Here is a 19998-nt window from a genome sequence, read left to right as displayed (position 1 = left end):
CTCCTTGCGCCGGAGCGCTATTCCTTTTCACGCCGGATGCGGGCACCCACGGCGTTGAGTTTGTTCTCGATGCGTTCATAGCCGCGGTCCAGATGGTAGATACGCTGGACATGGGTCGTGCCGCGGGCGGCCAGGCCGGCCAGCACCAGCGAGGCGCTGGCGCGCAGGTCCGAGGCCATGACCGGGGCGCCGGTCAGACGGCTGACGCCGCGCACCATGGCCGTATGGCCGGAGATCTTGATGTCCGCGCCCATGCGCACCAGCTCCAGCACATGCATGAAGCGGTTCTCGAAGATGCTCTCCTCCACCATGCTGGAGCCTTCGGCCAGGCACATCAGGGCCATGATCTGGGCCTGCATGTCGGTGGGGAAGCCGGGGTAGGGGCGGGTCTTCACGTCCGCGCCGCGCAGCACGCCCTGGTAGCGGGCCAGCACGCCTTCGGGACGCTGCTCGATGGCCAGTCCCATGCTTTCCAGCTTGGCGATGACGGATTCCAGTTCGGTGAAGGGGCAGTTTTTGAGCAGCAGCTCGCCGCCGGTGATGCCCGCCGCCACCAAAAAGGTGCCGGCCTCGATGCGGTCGGCCATGATGGCATATTCCGTCCCGCGCAGGCTGCTGACGCCCTTGATGCGGATGGTGCTGCTGCCGTGGCCTTCGATCTGCGCGCCGCAGGAGATGAGGAAATTGGCAAGATCCACCACTTCGGGCTCGCGGGCCGCGTTTTCCAGCGTGGTCTCGCCGTCGGCCAGCACGGCGGCCATGAGCAGGTTTTCCGTGCCGCCCACGGTAGGCATGTCAAAGGTGATGTGGGCGCCGCGCAGCTTGTCGCAATGGCCCATGATGTAGCCTTCTTCCAGCTCGAAGGTGGCGCCCATGAGCTCCAGGCCCTTCAGGTGCTGGTCCACGGGGCGGGCGCCGATGGCGCAGCCGCCGGGCAGGGCCACGCGGGCCTGGCCGATACGGGCCAGCAGCGGGCCCAGGCAGAGCACCGAGGCGCGCATGGTGCGCACCAGATCATACGGAGCCTCGGGCAGCAGGCTGCCGGGCTTCAGCTCCACGCGATGATCGTCATAGCTGCAGGAGCAGCCCAGCACGTTCAGGAGCTTGATGGTGGTATGGATGTCGCGCAGGTCGGGCACATTGGTGTAGACCATGGGCGCGTCCAGCAGGATGCCGGCAAAAAGAATGGGCAGGGCGGCATTCTTGGAGCCGCTGATATCTATGGTCCCTTTGAGCGGCGTACCGCCTTCGATAATAAGCTTGTCCATCAGGATCCTCGTGCGGCCTGCAGGCTCCGGCCTGCGGCGCATGCTGGGGGTTGCGGCAGCGGTCCCGTCCCCGTGCGGGGGCTGGTCCGTGCTCCGGCAAAACACGGTGTTTGGAGCCGGTATCGGATGCTAGTTTTTTTTCTATAAAAAATCCAGAAAGAGAAATGTAAATTTTTGCTTGCATATTTTTCGGGATGTGCGTATACACGTCTTCGTTACGGCGGAAGTAGCTCAGTTGGTAGAGCACCTGGTTGTGGCCCAGGTGGCCGTGGGTTCAAGTCCCATCTTTCGCCCCATAAGGAAATCCCCCGCTTTCGAGCGGGGTTTTTCTTTTTCTGCCGCTGGTTACGGCCTGACAGCCCCTCAGCGGCGCTGTGCCGGGAGCCCGGGCCGGGAGTCCGAAAGGACAAATCCCGGCTTTATTCTCGTGTGCACGGAAGGGGATATGCCTCGTTCGCAGGAAAGGGCCTCCGGGAGATCCTTTTCCGGCGGGGAGGGAAGAGACTGGCCCGTCCCGCGTGTTCCCTCTCGTCCTTATCTATAGATGGAGCCCTGTCCGCGGTCGTCATCTGCCTGGCGAGTGAGAGAGGTCCGCGGTCCTGTCCCGCAGGAGGCGGCTTTTCCCTCAGGGCAGGCAACGCCCTTGGCCTCCAGACGGGCCGCCCTTGCCAAAGCAGGGCCTTTTGCGTACAAAACATCCCATCACGGAGCGTGGCGCAGCATGGTAGCGCACCTGCTTTGGGAGCAGGGGGTCGCTGGTTCGAATCCAGTCGCTCCGACCAAATAAAATCAAGAGGTTACACTACAGGTGTGGTGTAACCTCTTTTCGTTTTTGCGACCAAATTGCGACCATGCCTGTGGATGGATTGGTCGAGTTTTCCCTAATCGCAGCTATTCACCTTTGCCCTGCATCTCTGTGGGGCGCCAGCTATGCTGGCGCGACCTCTTTGGCGCAACGCGCCCAAAAAGCCGCCGCCTGCCCTCCCCGCACCCCTCCTTATAAAAAAGACAGAGCAAAAGCTCCTATCCGCATCTGCTGCCTTCATTCTGCAGCGGGTCCTTCCAGAGCCCCCCCCTCGAGGGGCCGAACCGGTCGCCCGAGAGGCCGGGGATTTTTCGGGATAGTTTTTCTGGGATTTTGGGACCATATCCGCGGAGATACCAATGATTGAGTCTGACCGTCAGCTCCAAGAAATGGCCAATCGCGTGGCCAAGCAGGTGGAGTCTGAAAAGGCGAAGGCGAAACCTGCCGACAAAAAAGACGCGATTACACCTGACTTCGTGGCCAAGTGCGCCACCTTTTCCGAAAAAGGTGATGGGCTCCTGCACTCCGCCCTGTTCCGGGGGAAACTGACGTATGTCCCAGAGAGCAAGAGCTGGTACTGCTGGGAGGATCATCACTGGCGCAGCACCCATATTCATATGGTCGAGGCGTCGGTGGAACAGGTGGGAAATAAATACCGGGAAGTCGCTGCCCACTATGAGCAACTGGCCGAGGATGCCGGTGAGGGTGGTGACAACGAACGGGCCAACCATCTGAGAGCGAAGGCAGAGGCTCTGCACAAGCGTGCCTCCTGGTTGAACAGTTCCAGGGGGGTCAATGCCTGCGTGAAGTTCACTCTGGCCAACAGCGATCCGTTGATATCCAAGCCGGATGTCTGGGACACGGACCCCTGGTTGCTGGGTGTGGCCAACGGCGTGGTAGATCTCAGGACAGGCGAGCATCGCCCGGGGCGTCCTGAAGACTACATCCTGCGCTACTGTCCGGTGGAGTGGAAAGGCCTGCACGAACCTGCGCCGCTTTGGGAGGAGACCCTCCAGCAGATTATCGGTGCCTCGGAAGGGGTGTTGCCCTGGCTGCACAAAGTGTTGGGCTATGCCATCACCGGTCAGTCCACGGAGCCCCTGTTCCTCATGCTCTACGGGGAGCGGGGCCGTAACGGCAAAACGGTGGTGATGGAGACGCTCAAGAAGGTGCTCGGTCCCTACATGGGCCCTGTCCCAGCGGAGCTTCTTCTGGACCGCAAGATCCCCAAAGACCCCGATTCAGCCAGCCCGACCATTATGAACATGAAGGGCATGCGGATCATCTGGGCCTCTGAGACCAACGAGAACCGCCGGTTTTCGACAGCGCAGGTCAAGCTGCTTTCCGGCTCTGACTCTCTGACCGGGCGCTACCTCTGGGACAAGCAGAATACGGAATTCCGGCCGACGCATACCCTGTTCCTGCTGACCAACTTCCTGCCATCGGCCCCAGCGCATGACCTGCCTTTCTGGGAACGGCTCAAGCTCATCAATTTCCCCTTCCGTTTCGTGGACCAGCCCAAGGGGGAGTTCGAACTCCCTCGCAACCCGTACCTGGAGAGGGAGCTGGAGGATGAGTACCCCGGCATCCTAGCCTGGTTGGTCCGTGGCTGTCTGCTCTACCGGGCAGAAGGGCTGGTCGCTCCGGCGGCGATCACCAAGGCCACCGAGCAATACCGTGTGGATGAGGACGACATGCAGGTGTTCGTGGATCAGTGCCTGGTGGACAGCCAACTGCCGGAGGACCGCATCCAGGCCACAGAGCTCTATGAGGTGTTCAAGGAATGGTACAAGAAATATATCAATCCCAAATACATACCCAGCATGCACATCTTCGGGCGCCAGATTGGCGCCAAGCTGGAGAAGAGGAAAGTCGGGGGCCACACCTACTACTACGGCAAGCAGTTCTCCGATTTCGGTCACAAGTTCAAGAGCAAGACGGTATGACCTTTCCTTTTTGCCAGGACATTTTGAAGGGGCGAGGTCCTGAACGAAAGTTTTTTACTTTCGGTAGGATAGCTGCGTCAGGAGGATATGACGTCTTCATGGAGGGGCCAATGCGAAATGCTTTTTCATGGGGCTGGTATCTATTCCGTGCTCATGTCCTATTGTCCTGTTTCCTTTTTTTATTTGAAAAAACAAAAGGATATGTCCAGGACATCTTGCAGGACCTTTCAGGATGTTTTTCGGGGGCCCCTTATGCCTGCTGACATCATCGATCTGTTCCGTGAACAGGGCTTCGAGCCCAAGAAAAAAACTGCCGGCGAATGGGCTTCTACCTGCCCTGCCTGTGGCGGGACGAAGCGGTGCAGCATCTGGCCCGCCCGTGGAGAGGGGCGGGGCTACTACTGGTGCAGGGAATGCGGGGCCAAGGGGGACGGCATCCAGTTCCTGCGTGACTACGCCAAGATGTCCTATGCCGATGCCTGTGCGCGTATTGGCGTGGCGTCTGCTGCCTGGGCTGTGAAGACGCCCTCCCTGCCCCAGCGGGCGGAGAAAAATCGTTTCGAGTCTGTGGAGAATACGGGGCCCAAGGATGTGGACGTGGCCGCGTGGAGGACCTGTGCCGGCAATTTTGTGCGCTGGGCAGAGACCTGTTTGCAGCGCAGTCAGGAACATCTGGCCTGGTTGGCCGCCCGCGGCATCGATGCCGCAGCGGCCCGTCGGTACAGGCTGGGTTTCAATCCGGGGGAACGGGGGAAGAATTGCATTATCAGGCCCCGGTCGACCTGGGGGTTGCCGGATGTGCTCAAGGATGACGGCAAGCCCAAGCGCCTCTGGCTGCCGCGCGGGATCGTCATCCCTCAAGTGGTCAATGATGAGGTCAGGCGCTTGCGCATCCGGCGCCTGGATTCGGACCGGGCCGAGTTCAATCCGGACCACAAATATCATGTGGTCGAGGGCTCTGAGATGCAGCCGTTGTGGCTGGAGTGTACCACGCCCCTGCGGGATGGACAGGGTGCCGTCGTGGTGGTGGAGACAGAGCTGGATGCCCTGATGCTCAACGCACAGGCCAGCGACCTGGTGCATTGTCTTGCCCTGGGGACCTGCAATGTGCGTAACCTCCCAGCCCAGCTCTACAAGCGGCTGGCGGGTTCACTGGTGATCCTGGTGGCCCTGGATGCCGATGATGCCGGAGCTGAGGGCTGGCCACGCTGGCAGGAGACGTTCCCCACGGCCAAAAGGTGGCCTGTCCCTGTGGGGAAAGACCCGGGTGATGCCTTTGCCAAGGGGGAAGACATGCGGCTCTGGCTGCTGTCCGGGCTCCCCGAGGGGCTGCGTCTGACTCTGGACAGGGCCACGCCAGCAGTTGTGGAACCGGAGATCCAGGAGGCCACCTTCGTGGATGAGGAAGAAGAGATCCTGGATTCCACTGCAGCCTATGCCGCAGATCCAGATCGTCCCACGGATGCCATCCTGGAATTCTGGGATATGTGGAAGCGCTATCCCATTAAGTACATCCGTGAGCGCAACGCGCAGGGGAACGTTTGCGGCTTTTCTTTCGTCTACCCTTATCCCTGGTCCCATGCGAATCCCGGCGTGATCCACCGTTTTTTTCAGTTCCGGGATGACCATCCAGAGATCATGGTCTGGCTGTCTCGCAACAAACACGACATCGTAACGGCTCGAAATTTCATGGATGTTGAAAAATACAATGATACAGAAGAGTTCTAGGAGGGAATATGAAAATCGAGACCTGGTCGGCAGAGCGTCTTTCCCCTTACGCACGCGAGCTGAAGAAGCACGAGAAGGCACTGCCGAAGATGGTTGCTGCCCTGCAGCAATGGGGGTTCCGCATTCCCATTCTGGTGAGTTCTGCCGGTGAGATCATAGATGGCAAGCTCCGCTACCTGGCGGCGGTGCAACTCGGGATGCAGGAGATCCCGGTGGTGGTCGCTGATGACCTGACGCCGACGCAGATCCGGACGTTCCGCCTGCTCGTCAACCGCAGCGCCACGTGGGCGGATTGGAACGATGAGTCCCTGCGCATCGAGATGGCCGAGCTTCGCCTTGCTTTGGCAGATCTCAGCGTGACCGGCTTCGATGACCGGGAGCTGGACGCCATCCTTCTGGATGCGGTGGCCTCCGGAGAGAAAGACCCGGATAGCGTCCCTGAATTCAGGGAACCTCCTGTCTGTCAGGTAGGCCAGGTCTGGCAGCTGGGCATGCACCGGCTCATGTGCGGTGACTCCACCCAGCCTGCGGACGTGGCCACGCTCATGTCTGGTGAGCATGCGGACATGGTCTGGACAGACCCTCCCTACAACGTCGACTACAGCTCCCCGGCCGGCAAGATCAAAAACGACAAGATGAGCCCTGCGGAATTCTTAAAGTTCCTGTACGACCTCATGAACAGTGCCTACGACGTCCTAGTGGACGGCGGGGCCATCTATGTGGCCCATTCCGAAGCCGGTGACGGCATGGCCTTCAGGTCGGCCTTCCAAAACGTCGGGTTCAAGCTTTCCTGCTGCCTGATCTGGAAGAAGAACCAGCTCGTCATGGGGCGTGGCGACTACCACTGGCAGCACGAGCCCATCCTCTATGGCTGGAAGCCTACGGGCAAGCACGTCTGGTACGGAGACAGGAAGCAGCGCTCATTTTTTGAACATTTCGCGGGCAGCGTGGTGCAGAAAGTCTCCGAGAACGTCTGGCAGGTGGCCAGCGGCGACAGCATCCTCCGAATCAGCGGCAAAGACCTGGTGGTGGAGGACCTGGCCAGCAGCATCCTCTCGGAGCCCAAGCCCAAAAAATCTGAGCTGCACCCCACCATGAAACCTGTGGCCCTGGTGGAACGCATGCTGGCCAATTCGTCGCCGCGGGGCGGACTGGTCGTCGACCTCTGTGGCGGCAGCGGCACGACCCTGATCGCTGCGGAGAGGCTGGCCAGACGCTGCAACATGATGGAGTATGATCCGCGTTATGCGGACGTCATCATCCGGCGCTGGCAGGAGCAGACCGGCAAGGTGGCTGTACTGGCCGGCAGCCGTATCTCTTATCCCCAGGAGGTGGAACATGGTGCAGAATGATGTCCTCGATCTGGCCCGGCAGAGCGCGGCCAGTGACCTGGCGTTTTTGCTCAAGGCCAAGGAACAGGCCAAGGCCCGGCTGCGGGATGACGCCACGCAGGAGAACATCGCGGCCTTCAGGCGGGCCAAAGGCGCCGTGGAGGAGGAGATCCGGCGGCTGCAACAGGGAGGTGGTTTCGTGGGGATAGTGATCAAGACCCAGAAGGAGAGCGTGGAGTTCCTGACCAATGCCGGCTTCAAGGTCTCCACGTCGCAATTCAACCGGGACGTGCTGGCCGGCAAGGTGGCCAGAACACCTGACGGCTATGAAGAAGGCGCCCTGCTGGCCTACGCCGCGGCCCACCTCAAGCCCCTTGCCAGGCAGGAGCAGCGGGAGCTGACCGATGTGACGGTCAGCCGCCTGTCCGCCGATGCCGAGATGAAGAAGATCAATGCCGAGCGCAGCCGTCTGAAGCTGGAGAAGGAGCGGGGCACGCTCGTACCGCGCAGCGAGGTGGAGGAAGCCCTGGCGGCGCGGGCCCTGTTCTTCAGGAACGAGATCGAGAACTTCGGCCTACGCAAAGCCGGCGAGATCATCGATCTCGTGCGCGGCGATCCGGCCATGCTGGAAGCCTTCATGGACTGGTGGCGTGATGAAACAGCGGACTGGATGGATGCCTGGAGCGGCGAGATGAGTTTTGGTGGTTCCGAGGATGGCGATGATCTCGGACCAGAGGATGCCTGATGGCATTCCAGTTTACGGCCGGAGAGCGGCATGTTTTTGCCCGCCAGCCGTATGTGCCGCTTTCGGAATGGGCGGCGCGTAACCTCATCGTCCGGGACGGGCCGCATGCAGGCGGGCGCTACCGGCGTGACGTCAACCCGTATCTGGTGGGCATCATGGATGCCTGGAGCGCCCCGGGGGTGGAAGAAGTGGTGGTGTGCGGCAGTGCCCAGACGGGCAAGACCCTGGTCATGCACGCGGCGCTTTGCTACTGCGTCGCCCGCCGTCCCGGGCCGCGCATGCTGGCCATGCAGGACGACGATGCGATGGGCAAGGTGGCCCAGCTCAAGCTGTTGCCCATGTTCAGGTCTTCTCCGGGGGTACGGGGGATGTTGGGCAAGGTCAGAGCGCAGCGCATTGGTTTCCGGGACGGGACATCCCTGTTCCTGGCCAGTGCGCAATCTCCTGGCCAGCGAGCCTCCATCTCCATCCAGGACTTGTTCCTGGACGAAGAGGCCCTGTACAAGCAGATAGCCGGACAGGGCGTGCCGGTGGCCGAATTCAAGGAACGGACACGCTCCTATGCCCGCAAGCGCAAGATCCTTCGCGTCTCCAAGCCCATCGGCGGCGAGGAATGCAGCATCGCACAAGCACTTTCGGAGATGGATGAGCTGCGGCACTACCTGGTGCGCTGTCCTGCCTGCCAGGCATACCAGCCCATGATCGAGGACCGTCTGGTGCTGCTGGAAAAGGGCGCCAGTCCGCGCGAGATCAAGGAACGCCGTCTGGGGCGGTACCGTTGTGCCGAGTGCGGCTACCTCTGGACGGATTACCTGCGCGACCAGGCTGTGCAGCATGGCCACTGGGAGGCGGAAGAACCCGTGTCCCGGCCGCGTTCCATCGGCTTCCTGCTGCCGGCAATCCTGTCGGCCAACGTCAGTATCTCCGAAGTGGTGGCCGAAAAGGTGGCGGCGGAGCGTTCCGACTCCCCGGCAACCAAGCAGCAGTACATCAACGGCATGTGGGCCCTGCCGTTCCGTATGGTCGAGATGGAGTCCAAGGAGGAAGAGATCCTCTCCCTGGTCGATCCGGAGCTGCCTCCGCGGACCGTGCCCGGAGATGCGGTGGCCCTGACGGCCGGCATCGACGTCCAGGCGCGCGGTTTCTGGTATGTGGTCAAGGCCTGGCGTCCGGACATGTCGTCCGTGCTCATCGATTACGGTCGTCTGACGGACTGGCCGGCCGTACAGGCCCTGATGGACACCCGTTACCCCTTTGAGACGCGGTCGCCCCGGGCCGGCCAGAGCCTGCACATCTGGCGGGCGGGCATCGACTCCGGCGGCACGCGCCTGGATGATGCCGTGGTCTCCCGCACCGAGGAGGTCTACACCTTCGTGCGGCGGCATGGGCAGGGGCGGCTGTTCGCCTGCAAGGGCCTGAGCCGTGAGTCGCATACGCCGGTGCGGGCCACCATGATCGACCGCCTGCCCAGCTCCCGCATGCGCATCCCGGGCGGGCTCTGGCTTTATCTGCTGGATACGCACTATTTCAAGGGGCTCGTCTTCGGGCGCCTGCGCATGGATGCTCATCAGCCCATGACCCTGCACAGCAAGACGGATGAGACGTTCGCACGGCAGATCACGGCGGAGGTCCTGGAACGGGACCGCAACGGGCACCTGGTCTGGAAGCGTCTGCGGAAAAGCAACCACTACCTGGACTGCGTGATGATGGCCGATGCCTGTGTGGACGGCTCCTGGCTGCCTTCGTTCCAGCTCATCGTGGAGCAAAGCGAGCAGCAGTCCAGGCAGCCGCGACAGGAGATCGTGGAACCGGTCGCGGCGCCGGCCCCGGCCAGACCCCACGTGCAACAGCGCCCGTTGCCGGCCCGGCCCCTGCCGGCGCGACAGCTTCCCGGCCGGCCGGCCTTCATGCAACGTGGCAGCAATTATTAGGAGGCGCCATGCCGAAGAACAGTAGCGTGAGACTGCACGGCATGCGCCGTGTCAATGTGGCGGTGGCGGCCACCTTGTTGGGATGCAGCACATCCTACGTCTACAAGCTGGTGGCCCGGGGAGATCTGGACGCCATCCGTATCGGCACGCGCAAGGGATTGCAGGTCACGGAAGCGTCTATAGAAAAATATATCAAGGAGCATAGAGGGGCCGATTGAAACAGCGTCCCCCTGCTGATAGGCTTGAGCCAACAAGGGAGGTTACACGATGTGGCAGAATATTGCGGTTCTGGGACTGCTCATCGCGGTCATCATGGCCATTGCGAGCCTGATCACGCCGCGTGCGGCGTTTTTTTGCAAGAAGAAGACCCGTCTCAGGGGCTTCCTGGGCTGGCTGGGCATCGGCCTGGTCTTCATCCTTGGCCTGGGTATGGTGGTGGGGCCGCAACCGGAGGCGCCGGCCACGAATGCTCCTGCAGCAACGCAGGCTCCCGCGGCGGATACTGCTCCGGACGTGGCCACTGAATCTGGGATTGCAGGACATCCGCTGGCCGTGAAGAAGGTGTCTGTGGAGAAAAATGGTGATACGGCAACGATCATCCTGGTCCCGGCCGGCTCACAGGCGGCAGCGACGCAGGCGGACCTTGCGGCCACGGTCATGGCAGCGGCCCGGCAGTTCCAGGTGGAGTTGGGCGTGGATGCGGTGGATGTGCGCCTGATCTGCCAGAAGGCGGCCAGTTCTTTTGGCGAGCTGCAGCTGGCCCGTGCCTGGTACCGGCCTTCGCGTGAGGGCTGGCGTGACCTGTCGGCGGCTCCCCGGGGCTTCTCGGACCAGGAGCTGGAGTATCTGCGCCTGTGGGCGGAATTGCGCGGCCGCTTCCAGACGGCTGACGGCCTGACCGATGAGCCCAGACTCAAGGCGGCCATCGCCAGGCGCATGGGCATCAAGGATGGCAGCCTGAAGCCCCACCTGAACCTGCGTGAGCCGGTACAACCGGTGCGCGTGGAAGGTGCTCTGGAGGTGCGGAGGTAACCTGCTTCCTGGGGAAGATTTGATTTTTGTCATTGAAAAAAAATCAAGTTTGCGTCAGAATGCTTCCTAACCCTTCAAAATACACAGTATTTTGAAGGGTTACTTACTTGGCTCCTGGCGCAAGAGTGCGATGATTGTCAAAAAGAAGCTTTTGGACTAGGTAGCGGAAACACATTTCACTGAGTGGAAACCTCAAAAGGGGGCCGTATGTCTGTCCTGTCCGATATGAATATTTTTGCCCTGCTTCGCAGCGGGAATTTGCAGATCAGCCCTCTGGAACTTTCGCAGATCCAGCCGGCATCTGTGGATCTGCGTTTGGGCGAAAAGGGGCAGTTGCTGGTGGCGGGAGAAGTTGATCCCCGTGATAAGGAACAGCTGGCGGAGATTCGCCATACTGATATCAGTTTTGTGGATGGCTATGCCTTGCGCCCAGGTGAAACGATCACGGCCAGCACATTGGAAAAGCTGGTTATCCCGCAAGACTGCAACGGAAAGATCCTGGGTAAGAACAGCTTGCTTATGATGGGGATCGAGGTCTTTGTTGCCTATATCAATCCTGGCTACTCTGGTCACATGCCTCTCCTGATCAAAAATGTTGGTCCCATAACCGTGACCCTTTCTGCCGGCTTGAAGATTTGCCAGCTGGAACTGAACGGTCTGACTGTGCCTGCGACGCGCGCGTATCCTGAGCGCTATAATATGGAAGTGTTGAAAGATCATGTAGGGATTGAGGGGATGAGCCTGCCTTCCTCTGATGAACCCAACCCGCTTTCTGATTTCCTGAAACGCCGTATCGCCGAACTGGCTTCTTCCCATTAGATCCATCATGTTTCGCTGGATAACCGGTCTGATCGCAAGCCCTAGCAGAGCAAGAAAAAACTTCATCCGCTTTGTTATGGGTACGCCCCAGATGAAGGAGTATCTGATACAGGAGGTAGCCCGGCAGAACCTGAAGAACCACTATGAGGCCTTAGGGCTACCTTCAGATAATATCCCCCAGCAGGCGATTGATGCATACATCTTCAAAAATCAGGAAAAAGTTGTTGCGGATATCAAGGTTCTTGCAGAGGACTTTGCGCATCAGGTGATCCCAGGATTTGACTGGTTTGCCGTCATCAAGCATATCGGCTTGTTCTCCTTGTTGCTTGGTCCATCTATCTTTTTCCTGATCAAAGAGATTTGTGACCGTCTCGGCGAAACACCACCTGGCCGTTCTTTATATGAGCCAATCGTCGCGGTGACGTTGCTGATCAGCTTGGTTATCGCGATCGGGGTGGCGCTCATTTTGGATGCCAGAAAGAAATAGCGTACATGGGGCTGGGGATCTTTCCCCGGCCCCATGTTTTTCTCTGGTATGCTCATCAGCCGATGACGCTTTCGCGCCTGAATCCGGCGTGAAAGGGCAGTGTGAAAAAAAGTTGTCTGTCCCCCTTGTCAAAAGCGGGGACGTGTTTATTTAGGTAAAAGTCCTCGTCCCATCGGGGGACGAGGCATCTTTCTGAAACCTTAGACATGGAGGTGAGCATGGCACGACAACGGTATCGACCACTCAAGCCGTTTCAAATGTCCGACGGACCCTTGAAACGGCGCAATACAAATCGCATAGCGGTAAGAGACGGACCCCCAAAGGCTCCGCCACGAAGTCGCCTCAGCCCCAGGGTTCCTCAAGGAAGGAACAGCTGGAGCCGGGATGGACCAGGATGGTGGAGTGAAATTCGGAAAAGATTTATTGACTGGCTCCTTGATAGGATTTTTGAACATATCGATTTCCTTAACATATTAGCTGCTATCGCCCCGTGGGCAATTCAAGATCCCATTACTTTTTCTCTCATTTGCATCGCATTGATATTTCTCTCATTTGCATCGCATTGATATTTGTCACTATCCGCCACTCTAAAGGCGGGCGTTCGTAAAATTCAGTTCTAAAGCAGGCACCGTGGAGAACTCCACGGTGCCTCATTTTTTGCCCCCTTCGGGGCTGCCCCTTGACACCACCATTGCCTTCAGGCAACCTGAAGTCCCCAAAGTCGAGAGGCCCTGCCGGAGCCTGTGTCAGTGTCCCCCCGCTGACGTGAATCGCGGCGTTTTTGCATTTCTGCCCTCTGCGCACCTCATGGGTGTGGAGTACATATCGGCGGAACAACGTCCAGTATCCGTGAGGACTGGCGGCCTCTCGACGGCCGGGGAGCGTTGTTTCGCCTTTTTTTGCATCCTGTAACCAATCCCAAACTGTCGAGGTGCCCTATGTCTGATCTGCCGCTGTCCCCCCTGCTGGACATCGAAAGCAATCTCTCCCCCTTGCCTGATCGTTTGCGCCTGCTGGCCGAATGCGTGGAAGATGAGCGCACGCCCTACATCGATGCCGTGTCCGGGCTGCTGCTGGAAAGCGCGGCCCGCATCGAGAGCCAGCTGGAGCAGTTGCGCGCCCTTTGCCATTTGCTGCCTGCCCAGGACGAACGCGGGGTGCGCCATGCCTGAACGCCTGACGCCCTTTGCCTTTGAGGAACAGCTGGTGCGCTGCCGCCTGGATGAACACGGCGAGCCCTGGTTCGTGGCCAAGGATGTGTGCCGGGTACTTGGCCTAGAAAACAACAGGGATGCGGTATCTTCACTTGATGAAGATGAAAAGATTACCGTCGGAAATCCCGACAGTAATCCCCGAGCCGGTATTCCCCACCAGTACACATTGATTTCTGAATCCGGCCTGTATGCCCTGATCTTCCGCAGCCGCAAGCCGCAGGCTAGGGCCTTCAGTAAGTGGGTACGGGCCGAAGTCCTACCCAGCCTGCGGCGCACGGGGCGCTATGCCTTGCCGGAAGCCGGAGAGGAAGCCCCGGACCTGCCCGCCATCCCCGAGATGTACGCCCTGCGCCCGACCATGCGGCAGCGCCTGTGGCAGGATGCCCTGCAGACGGCCCGCCTGGACAACGGCGGCTCCGCGGCGGCGGTGCGCTGGTTCGCCCGCCTGTGCCGCATGGTCACGGCCCGGCCCGTGGGAGAGGCCGAGCCCGGCCGGGAATGTGCCGCCCGCATCCTGCGCTTTGCCGACGAGGAATGCCGCCGGGACGCGGACGGGCGCGTCAACGCCAGCCGCCTGTATGAAGCCTTTGCCCTCTGGTGGTGCGCCCGCTTCGCGGACAGCGTGCCCGCTATCCATGTGTTCGGCCGGGTCATGCCCGCACGGTTCGCCAAGGTCAAACGCGGCGGCAAGACCTGGTATCTGGGCCTGAGCCTGACGCAATAGGAGGCCGCCATGAATACCCAGCCCGAAGACCGTCCCCTTGCTGATCTGGTCGCGGACCTGATGCAGCCGCTCATGGCCTACGCGGCCTTGCTGGAAAAAGCGGGCAACCCCAGCCAGAGCAAGCTGGTCTGGGCCCTGCTGGAAGACCACTACCGCAAGCTCACGGCCCTGCTGGAGCAGGTGCGGCAGCAGGCCCCGGACGTGGCCCTGGAAACGCCCCGCTGGAAGATGTGAATACGGCGGGAAATATCCACAAAACCCTTGAGCCATAAGCCTTCACGGTCCTGTTGAGGGCCATTCCTGACAGGGGGCGGAAAAAAATTTTTTCCGCCCCCTCTTTTTTTGCCTGTCGCGATCCCCGCAAAGCCTTGGCCGGCGCGGCCTGGCGGGATTTTTTGCAGGCTGAAAAAAGTGTCTCCATTCTATCCATTCTATCCATTGTGGACGACTTTTCCCCTCAGCATGTGTACATGGCCCATAAAGGCCCCTGCGGCCATGCAGGGAGCACGAAAGAGGGTAAAGATGGCAGTTTTGACCCGCGCAGAAAAGACACGTCAGATAGGCTTGTGGACCGATGCTCTGGCCAAGGTATCCCTGGGCCAGGAGTACACCATCGGCGCGCGCCGCCTGCGCCGTGCCGACCTGGCCGAGATCCGCCAGACGCTGGAATGGCTCGATGCCCAGCCCACGGTGGAGGATGAGCAGGCCGGTCGCGGGCTGCCCCGCTTCATCTCCATGCTGCCTGGGAGGAGGTTCTGATGCCATCCCTGCCCGCCGTTGCGCCCAACCTGCTGGACAGGCTGGTGGGCTGGTTCGCTCCCGTGACCGGTGCGCGGCGCATGCACGCGCGCATGGTCATGGCGCTGGCTTCCGGCCGGGTGACGCCGGTGCGCAGGCAGAGCGGCGGCCATGACGGAACCATGGAAAACTGGCGGCCCCGGCGCGAGCAGGAGGAGATGAGCGCCACTCGCGCCTACGACGTGACCATGCGCCGTGCGGAGTCCCTGGTGGCCAATGATGGCCATGCCGCCAGCGCCATCGATGCCCTGGCCCTCAACGTGGTGGGCACGGGCATGCGGCCGCAGAGCTATCCGGATCACGTCGCCCTGGGCATCACGGAAGACCAGGCCGAAGCTTTCGCCGAGAGCATGGAGACAGCCTGGCGTCTCTGGTGCGAGGAGGCGGACGCCTCCAGCCGCTCCAGCTTCGAGGATCTGCAATATCTGGCGGCCCGCTCGCTGTTCGTCACGGGCGAGATCCTGCAGCTGCCGGTCTGGCACGATGCCCCCGACCGGGTGTTCGGCCTGTGCCTGCAGGCGCTGCACCCTGCCCGCCTGCGGACGCCCATCGATCTTTTTTCCCGGTCAGACATCTGCAACGGTGTCCAGTTGGGCCCCTACGGGGAGCCTGTGGGCTACTGGATCGCCAATCCCGTGACCGGTACCCCTCTGGAATCCCTGGATTCGTCGCATTTTTTCTTTGCCCGGCGCAAGGTGGCGCACCGCTGGGGCTGTTTCCACTGTTTCCATGCCGGCCTGCCCGAACAGGTTCGCGGTGTCTCGCTGCTGTCGCCGGCCATGAAGCAGTTCCGCGATCTGGCCGACTATGTGGATTACGAGCTGGTGGGCGCCATGATCGCGGCCTCGTTCACGGTCTTTTTGGAAGCACCGGCCGATGTCATGGCCGGCGCCGCCGGTTTTGACGGTGCGGCCCAGGACAAGGCGCCCTCCTATCTGCCCATGCAGCCCGGGACAATGACCATCGGCCAGCCCGGGCACAAGCCGCACATCATTTCCAGCAACCGCCCCGGGCCCACCTTCGATGCTTTCTATGAGCGCATCCTGCGCGCGGCGGCGGCCTCCACCGGCCAGCCCTACGAGATGGTGGCCAAGGACTTTTCCCGGACCAACTACAGCAGCGCCCGCGCGGCCCTGCTGGAAGTCTGGAAGCTGCACACGCTCTACCAAGACTGGATGATCCGCAGCTTCCTGCGGCCATGCTGGATGATGGTCATGGAAGAAGCCTGGCTGCGCGGTCTTCTGGCGGTTCCCGCGGGCGCTCCGTCGTTCTGGAAGTCCCCGGCCATCATGCGCGCCTGGGGCCGCTGTATCTGGACGCGTCCGCCCCGGGGCCAGGTGGACCCGGTCAAGGAACGTCAGGCCGATGATCTGGCCCTGGCCAACCTCACCGAGACCCGCACGGGCATCTGCTACGCCCGCGGTATGGATTTCCCCACCCTGGCCCGGCAGCGACAGCGTGAAGAGCGTCTGCTGCGTGACCTGGGCCTGGGTGCTCAGTCCGGTACGTCGTCTCCGGACACGAAGGATGCCGTCACAGAAACGGCAGAGGAAACTGACGCATGACGATCCCCAACCTCCCCTCCTTGTGGGCCATGCAGCCGGAAGCGCTGACGGCCCTCGCCGATACGCTGAACCAGGGCCCTGATGCCCGCGGTCCTGGCCGCAGCGAAGAACAGCAGGCGCCGCTCTACACCGTGGAAGACGGTCTGGCCGTCATCCCCGTGCAGGGGGCCATGAGCAAGCATGGGCTCCAGTTCTTTGGCTGGCGCCTGCTGTTCTCCATGCGCGAGATCGCGGCGGCGCTGAAGGAAGTCGCCGCTGACACCAGTGTGCGGGCCATCATGCTGGATGTGGATTCGCCCGGCGGCACGGTGGACGGTATCGAGGAACTGGCCCTGGCGGTACGCACGGCCGCGGCGGCAAAGCCGCTCTACGCCTGGGCCGATGGTCTCATGGCATCGGCGGCGTACTGGATGGCCTCCGGGGCACGCAGGATAGCTGCGCCGGCTACGGCCCAGGTGGGCAGCATCGGCGTCATCAGCATGCACCGCGAATTTTCCAAAGCCCTGGAAGGCGCGGGCGTCAGGTACACGATCCTCGCTGCCGGTCATTACAAGGCCGCCGGCAATGCGGTGGAGCCGCTGTCGGATGAGATGCGCGCCTACCTGCAGGAAGGCATCGATGCCGTGTACGAGCTGTTCCTTTCTGCCGTGGAACAGGGGCGCGGCGTAAGCCGGGAAAAGACCCTGGCGATGGCTGACGGCAAGATTTTTATCGCGGGCGAGGCGCTCAAGGCCGGACTTATCGACCGGATCTGTTCCCGCGAAGAATTCATCAAACAGATCAAACAGGAGTGGACCATGAATCTCGCAGAACTCAGGGCCCAGCATCCCGAGCTGGAGCAGGAATTGCGGGCGGAACTGGAAAAAGACCGGGCGCCCGCCCTTGAAAATGCGCGTGCGGAAGGCGCCAAAGAAGAACAGGCCCGCCTCATCGGGCTGGCCTGCGCTGTTCTGGGTGATGCCGCCGAGACGTTGAAAACGGTGGTGCAGTCGGGGGTGACGGTCGAACAGATCAAGGCCCTGCAGCCGCTGATGCAACCTGCGGCGAAGGCCGGCACAGCGCAGCCGGCTGACCCTGATCCCTATCGCAAGGACGCCCTGGATGCTCTGCGCAAGGCCGCGGCTTCCCCTGTGGATGTCGCGCCGGACCAGCCCGCAGGGGATGACTTCATGGCCCTGGTGAATGCCAAGGTCGCCGAAGGCAAAACCAAGGGGCAGGCCATGCATGAAGTGGCCAGGGACAACCCCGAAGCCCACGCCGTCTGGCTGAAAAACGTACAGAAGGAGTCCAAGTGATGCCGTACTACGAAAGCTCCCGAGTCACCCTCATCGCTGCTGAAACCATCGCCAGGGCCAGCTTCGTCAAGCTGGAAGCCGATGGGCTGAAGGTCTGCGGCGCGGCTGATACGCCCATCGGCTTTACCGAGCTGGGGGCGCAGGACGCCGGTGAACATGTCTGTGTGCGCCTCATCAATTCCCAGGGCACGTTCGAGGCCCGCTCCACCGGCAGCATCGCCACCGGCAGCCTGGTCATGCTGGCCGAAGGCGGCGCGGTGGCGCCCCACAGTGATGGCGCCCTGGCGGTGGGCATCGCCCTTTCGCCGGCGGACAATGGCGATTTTCTCCAGATCGTGCCCATTTTCGACCGCTCCGCTGCCGCCGGGGCGTAACGCGAGGACATCATGCCTACTACCAATAGTGTGTTTCGCCCCGAACTCGGGGTCCTGGCCTACGAATACTCCCTGGGAGCGGCCCAGCAGGGCTTCATCGGCCGTCAGGTGCTGCCGGTCTTCGAAACGGATCTGCGTGCCGCGCAGTATCCCATGATCCCGGCCGAGGCCATCCTTGAGATGCAGGATACGGCCCGTGCCCCTCGTTCCGCCTATGCCCGTGGGGATTACAGCTTCGAATCCGCCGAATATTACTGCCGCGAATACGGCTGGGAAGAACCTCTGGATGACACTGAGGCCATGCTCTACAGGCGGTATTTCGATGCCGAAGTGGTGGCCGTGCAGCGCGCCACCCTCATGATCCTGCGCAACGAGGAAAAACGTGTGGTCGAGGCGACCATCAACAATGCCGACCTGCCCAACGGGGCCGTGGCCAAGGCCTGGTCCAGTTATGCCGACGCCGATCCGCTGGCCGACATCAACAAGGCCAAGGACCATTTTCGTTTTTCCGTTGGCCTGCAGCCCAATGCTCTGGTCCTGGATGTGGACATCCTGCGCCACATCAGCATGTGCGATGCGGTCATGGAGCGCATCAAATACAGCAATCCCAACGCCCTGCGCGGAGAGCTGACCATCGAGCAGCTCAAGGCCTATTTCGGCGTGGCCAATATCCTGGTCTCCAACGCCGTCTACAATAGCGGCCCCAAGGGGGGCGACCTCAAAGTCGAGACCCTGTGGCCCAGGAACAGGGTCATGCTTGCCTGCCTGAGTTCCGGTGGGCCCGACCTGCGCGAGCCCTGCCTGGGCCGCACCTTCGTCTGGAGTGAAGATTCCGGCCTGCTGACGACGGAAAGCTACCGCGAGGAACAGACCCGCGGGACCATCTACCGCGTGCGCCAGAATACGGATGAACGCATCCAGTTCGTCGGCGCCGGCTATGTGCTCACGGGGGTGACCGAGTAATGGCCGATTTCGCTACTGCCTACGCTCCGCTGGCCGGCTTTGAAGGCGGCTGGTGCACCGTCCAGGGGGACAGCGGCGGCGAGACCTACGCGGGCATCGCCCGCCGCTACTGGCCGGACTGGCCCGGCTGGAAGCTCATTGACCGCGAGAAAGACCACAGCTCGTTCGCCTCCGGGGCCAGCGCGTTCACGCGCCATCTGGCCACGGTGCCCGGCCTCTCCGATCTGGTGTCCGGCTGGTATCGCAGCGAGTGGTGGGATCGCCTCGGGCTCACAGCCCTGCCTCAGGATCTCGCCAACGAGATCTTCGAGCAGTCCGTGAACCTGGGCAAGGGCGGCTCCGGCAAAAAAGTGCAGCTGGTCTGCAATGCCTTCAACCGCGCACGGGCCGGGAACTCCCTGTTCGCCGACCTCAACGTTGACGGGGTCATCGGCCCCCGCACGCTGGATGCCCTGGCGGCCCTGCTGGCCTGGCGCACGGATGAAAAAGCCCTTGTCCATGCCCTCAACTGCATGCAGGGCGCGCACTACATCGAGCTTGCGGCCCGCAATCCCAGCCAGCGCAAGTTCACCGATGGCTGGATGAAACGCACCCATTGCCCCGACTAAGGAGGAAATCATGAAAAAGTACCTTCTGCCTTTGCTGCTTTGCCTCTGTTGCCTCTTTCCCTGCCTCGCTCTGGCAGCGGAGGCGGACACCGTTGTCCCCGGCGCCGACATGGTGGCCACCATCATCGGCTGGCTGCCCGAAAGCTGGGGACAGTGGATTACCTTCGTCGTGACCATCTGCGCGGCCATTTCGGCCGTGTGGCCGCGCCCGGCTGACGACGCCAACGTGGTGGTGCGCTTCCTTTACACCGTGGTGAATGCCCTGGGCTTCAACGCCGGTCAGGCCAAAAACTCTGACGATGCGGCGGCCAGCCGCAGGCTGTGATGTCATGCCGGTCTGGGCACAGGCGCTCCTGCGGCTGGTG

General features: G+C 61.5%; 20 protein-coding genes and 2 tRNA genes. 21 read left to right on the top strand and 1 reads right to left on the bottom strand.

From position 1 onward, the window contains the following. Positions 1 to 17: 17 nt before the first annotated feature. Entirely contained in the window at positions 18 to 1268 is a 1251-nt protein-coding gene (murA, locus tag Q4I12_RS01110; RefSeq protein WP_204625079.1) for a UDP-N-acetylglucosamine 1-carboxyvinyltransferase, read from the bottom strand. A 220-nt stretch (positions 1269 to 1488) separates the two neighbouring features. On the opposite strand from murA, the gene Q4I12_RS01105 reads away from it, so the two are divergent. The 21 genes from Q4I12_RS01105 (at position 1489) to Q4I12_RS01005 (ending at position 19958) form a co-directional block, all read left to right on the top strand. Beyond that, a tRNA-His gene (locus Q4I12_RS01105) sits at positions 1489 to 1564 on the top strand. Between the two features lie 409 nt (positions 1565 to 1973). After that, positions 1974 to 2050 (top strand) — tRNA-Pro (locus tag Q4I12_RS01100). A gap of 382 nt (positions 2051 to 2432) precedes the next feature. After that, the gene (locus tag Q4I12_RS01095) at positions 2433 to 4019 is read left to right on the top strand and encodes a DNA primase family protein (protein ID WP_302260141.1); all 1587 of its coding nucleotides are present in this window, start codon (positions 2433 to 2435) and stop codon (positions 4017 to 4019) included. Between the two features lie 252 nt (positions 4020 to 4271). Next, complete coding sequence (locus Q4I12_RS01090; RefSeq protein WP_302260140.1) at positions 4272 to 5747, top strand: CHC2 zinc finger domain-containing protein; 1476 nt, start codon at positions 4272 to 4274, stop codon at positions 5745 to 5747. Positions 5748 to 5755: 8 nt separating this feature from the next. After that, positions 5756 to 7099: a site-specific DNA-methyltransferase gene (locus Q4I12_RS01085; RefSeq protein WP_297159787.1), complete on the top strand. Its 1344-nt coding sequence runs from the start codon at positions 5756 to 5758 to the stop codon at positions 7097 to 7099. Beyond that, positions 7086 to 7823 (top strand): hypothetical protein, encoded by a 738-nt coding sequence (locus Q4I12_RS01080; protein ID WP_302260139.1) that lies wholly within the window; start codon positions 7086 to 7088, stop codon positions 7821 to 7823. The genes Q4I12_RS01085 and Q4I12_RS01080 overlap by 14 nt, the downstream gene beginning before the upstream one ends. Then, positions 7823 to 9754 carry a terminase gpA endonuclease subunit gene (locus Q4I12_RS01075; RefSeq protein ID WP_302260137.1) on the top strand — a complete coding sequence of 644 codons (1932 nt, stop codon included), beginning with the start codon at positions 7823 to 7825 and terminating at the stop codon, positions 9752 to 9754. The genes Q4I12_RS01080 and Q4I12_RS01075 overlap by 1 nt, the downstream gene beginning before the upstream one ends. A gap of 8 nt (positions 9755 to 9762) precedes the next feature. Then, positions 9763 to 9972 (top strand): helix-turn-helix domain-containing protein, encoded by a 210-nt coding sequence (locus tag Q4I12_RS01070; protein ID WP_289615922.1) that lies wholly within the window; start codon positions 9763 to 9765, stop codon positions 9970 to 9972. A 49-nt stretch (positions 9973 to 10021) separates the two neighbouring features. Continuing rightward, positions 10022 to 10786, top strand: coding sequence for a DUF4875 domain-containing protein (locus tag Q4I12_RS01065; protein ID WP_302260135.1), 765 nt, complete (start codon positions 10022 to 10024; stop codon positions 10784 to 10786). A gap of 207 nt (positions 10787 to 10993) precedes the next feature. Then, positions 10994 to 11605 carry a dCTP deaminase gene (gene dcd, locus Q4I12_RS01060; protein ID WP_289615924.1) on the top strand — a complete coding sequence of 204 codons (612 nt, stop codon included), beginning with the start codon at positions 10994 to 10996 and terminating at the stop codon, positions 11603 to 11605. 7 nt (positions 11606 to 11612) lie between these two features. Continuing rightward, positions 11613 to 12092, top strand: a complete 480-nt coding sequence (locus Q4I12_RS01055) for a hypothetical protein (protein WP_302260134.1) — start codon at positions 11613 to 11615, stop codon at positions 12090 to 12092. Positions 12093 to 13030: 938 nt separating this feature from the next. Next, on the top strand, positions 13031 to 13264 hold the full coding sequence (locus Q4I12_RS01050; protein ID WP_302260132.1) for a hypothetical protein: 234 nt from the start codon (positions 13031 to 13033) through the stop codon (positions 13262 to 13264). Then, positions 13257 to 14030 (top strand): BRO-N domain-containing protein, encoded by a 774-nt coding sequence (locus Q4I12_RS01045; protein ID WP_302260131.1) that lies wholly within the window; start codon positions 13257 to 13259, stop codon positions 14028 to 14030. The genes Q4I12_RS01050 and Q4I12_RS01045 overlap by 8 nt, the downstream gene beginning before the upstream one ends. Positions 14031 to 14039: 9 nt before the next feature. After that, the gene (locus tag Q4I12_RS01040) at positions 14040 to 14264 is read left to right on the top strand and encodes a hypothetical protein (protein WP_302260129.1); all 225 of its coding nucleotides are present in this window, start codon (positions 14040 to 14042) and stop codon (positions 14262 to 14264) included. A 288-nt stretch (positions 14265 to 14552) separates the two neighbouring features. Continuing rightward, a complete protein-coding gene (locus Q4I12_RS01035; protein WP_289615928.1) occupies positions 14553 to 14789 on the top strand; it encodes a DUF6148 family protein in 237 nt (78 codons plus the stop codon). After that, the gene (locus Q4I12_RS01030; RefSeq protein ID WP_302260127.1) at positions 14789 to 16393 is read left to right on the top strand and encodes a phage portal protein; all 1605 of its coding nucleotides are present in this window, start codon (positions 14789 to 14791) and stop codon (positions 16391 to 16393) included. The genes Q4I12_RS01035 and Q4I12_RS01030 overlap by 1 nt, the downstream gene beginning before the upstream one ends. After that, positions 16390 to 17688, top strand: a complete 1299-nt coding sequence (gene sppA / locus Q4I12_RS01025) for a signal peptide peptidase SppA (protein WP_302260126.1) — start codon at positions 16390 to 16392, stop codon at positions 17686 to 17688. Before Q4I12_RS01030 ends, sppA begins: the two co-directional genes overlap by 4 nt. Then, positions 17688 to 18062 carry a capsid cement protein gene (locus tag Q4I12_RS01020; protein WP_302260124.1) on the top strand — a complete coding sequence of 125 codons (375 nt, stop codon included), beginning with the start codon at positions 17688 to 17690 and terminating at the stop codon, positions 18060 to 18062. The genes sppA and Q4I12_RS01020 overlap by 1 nt, the downstream gene beginning before the upstream one ends. Before the next feature lie 12 nt (positions 18063 to 18074). After that, positions 18075 to 19025, top strand: a complete 951-nt coding sequence (locus tag Q4I12_RS01015) for a hypothetical protein (protein ID WP_302260123.1) — start codon at positions 18075 to 18077, stop codon at positions 19023 to 19025. Continuing rightward, the gene (locus tag Q4I12_RS01010; protein ID WP_302260121.1) at positions 19025 to 19633 is read left to right on the top strand and encodes a putative peptidoglycan-binding domain-containing protein; all 609 of its coding nucleotides are present in this window, start codon (positions 19025 to 19027) and stop codon (positions 19631 to 19633) included. The genes Q4I12_RS01015 and Q4I12_RS01010 overlap by 1 nt, the downstream gene beginning before the upstream one ends. A gap of 10 nt (positions 19634 to 19643) precedes the next feature. After that, positions 19644 to 19958: a hypothetical protein gene (locus Q4I12_RS01005; RefSeq protein ID WP_302260120.1), complete on the top strand. Its 315-nt coding sequence runs from the start codon at positions 19644 to 19646 to the stop codon at positions 19956 to 19958. Positions 19959 to 19998 lie beyond the last annotated feature (40 nt).

The sequence above is a fragment of the Desulfovibrio piger genome, assembly GCF_951793255.1.
Taxonomy (GTDB): Bacteria; Desulfobacterota; Desulfovibrionia; order Desulfovibrionales; family Desulfovibrionaceae; genus Desulfovibrio.
The sequence above is the reverse complement of the archived record's forward strand: the minus strand, read 5'-3'. Positions and strand labels throughout refer to the sequence as shown.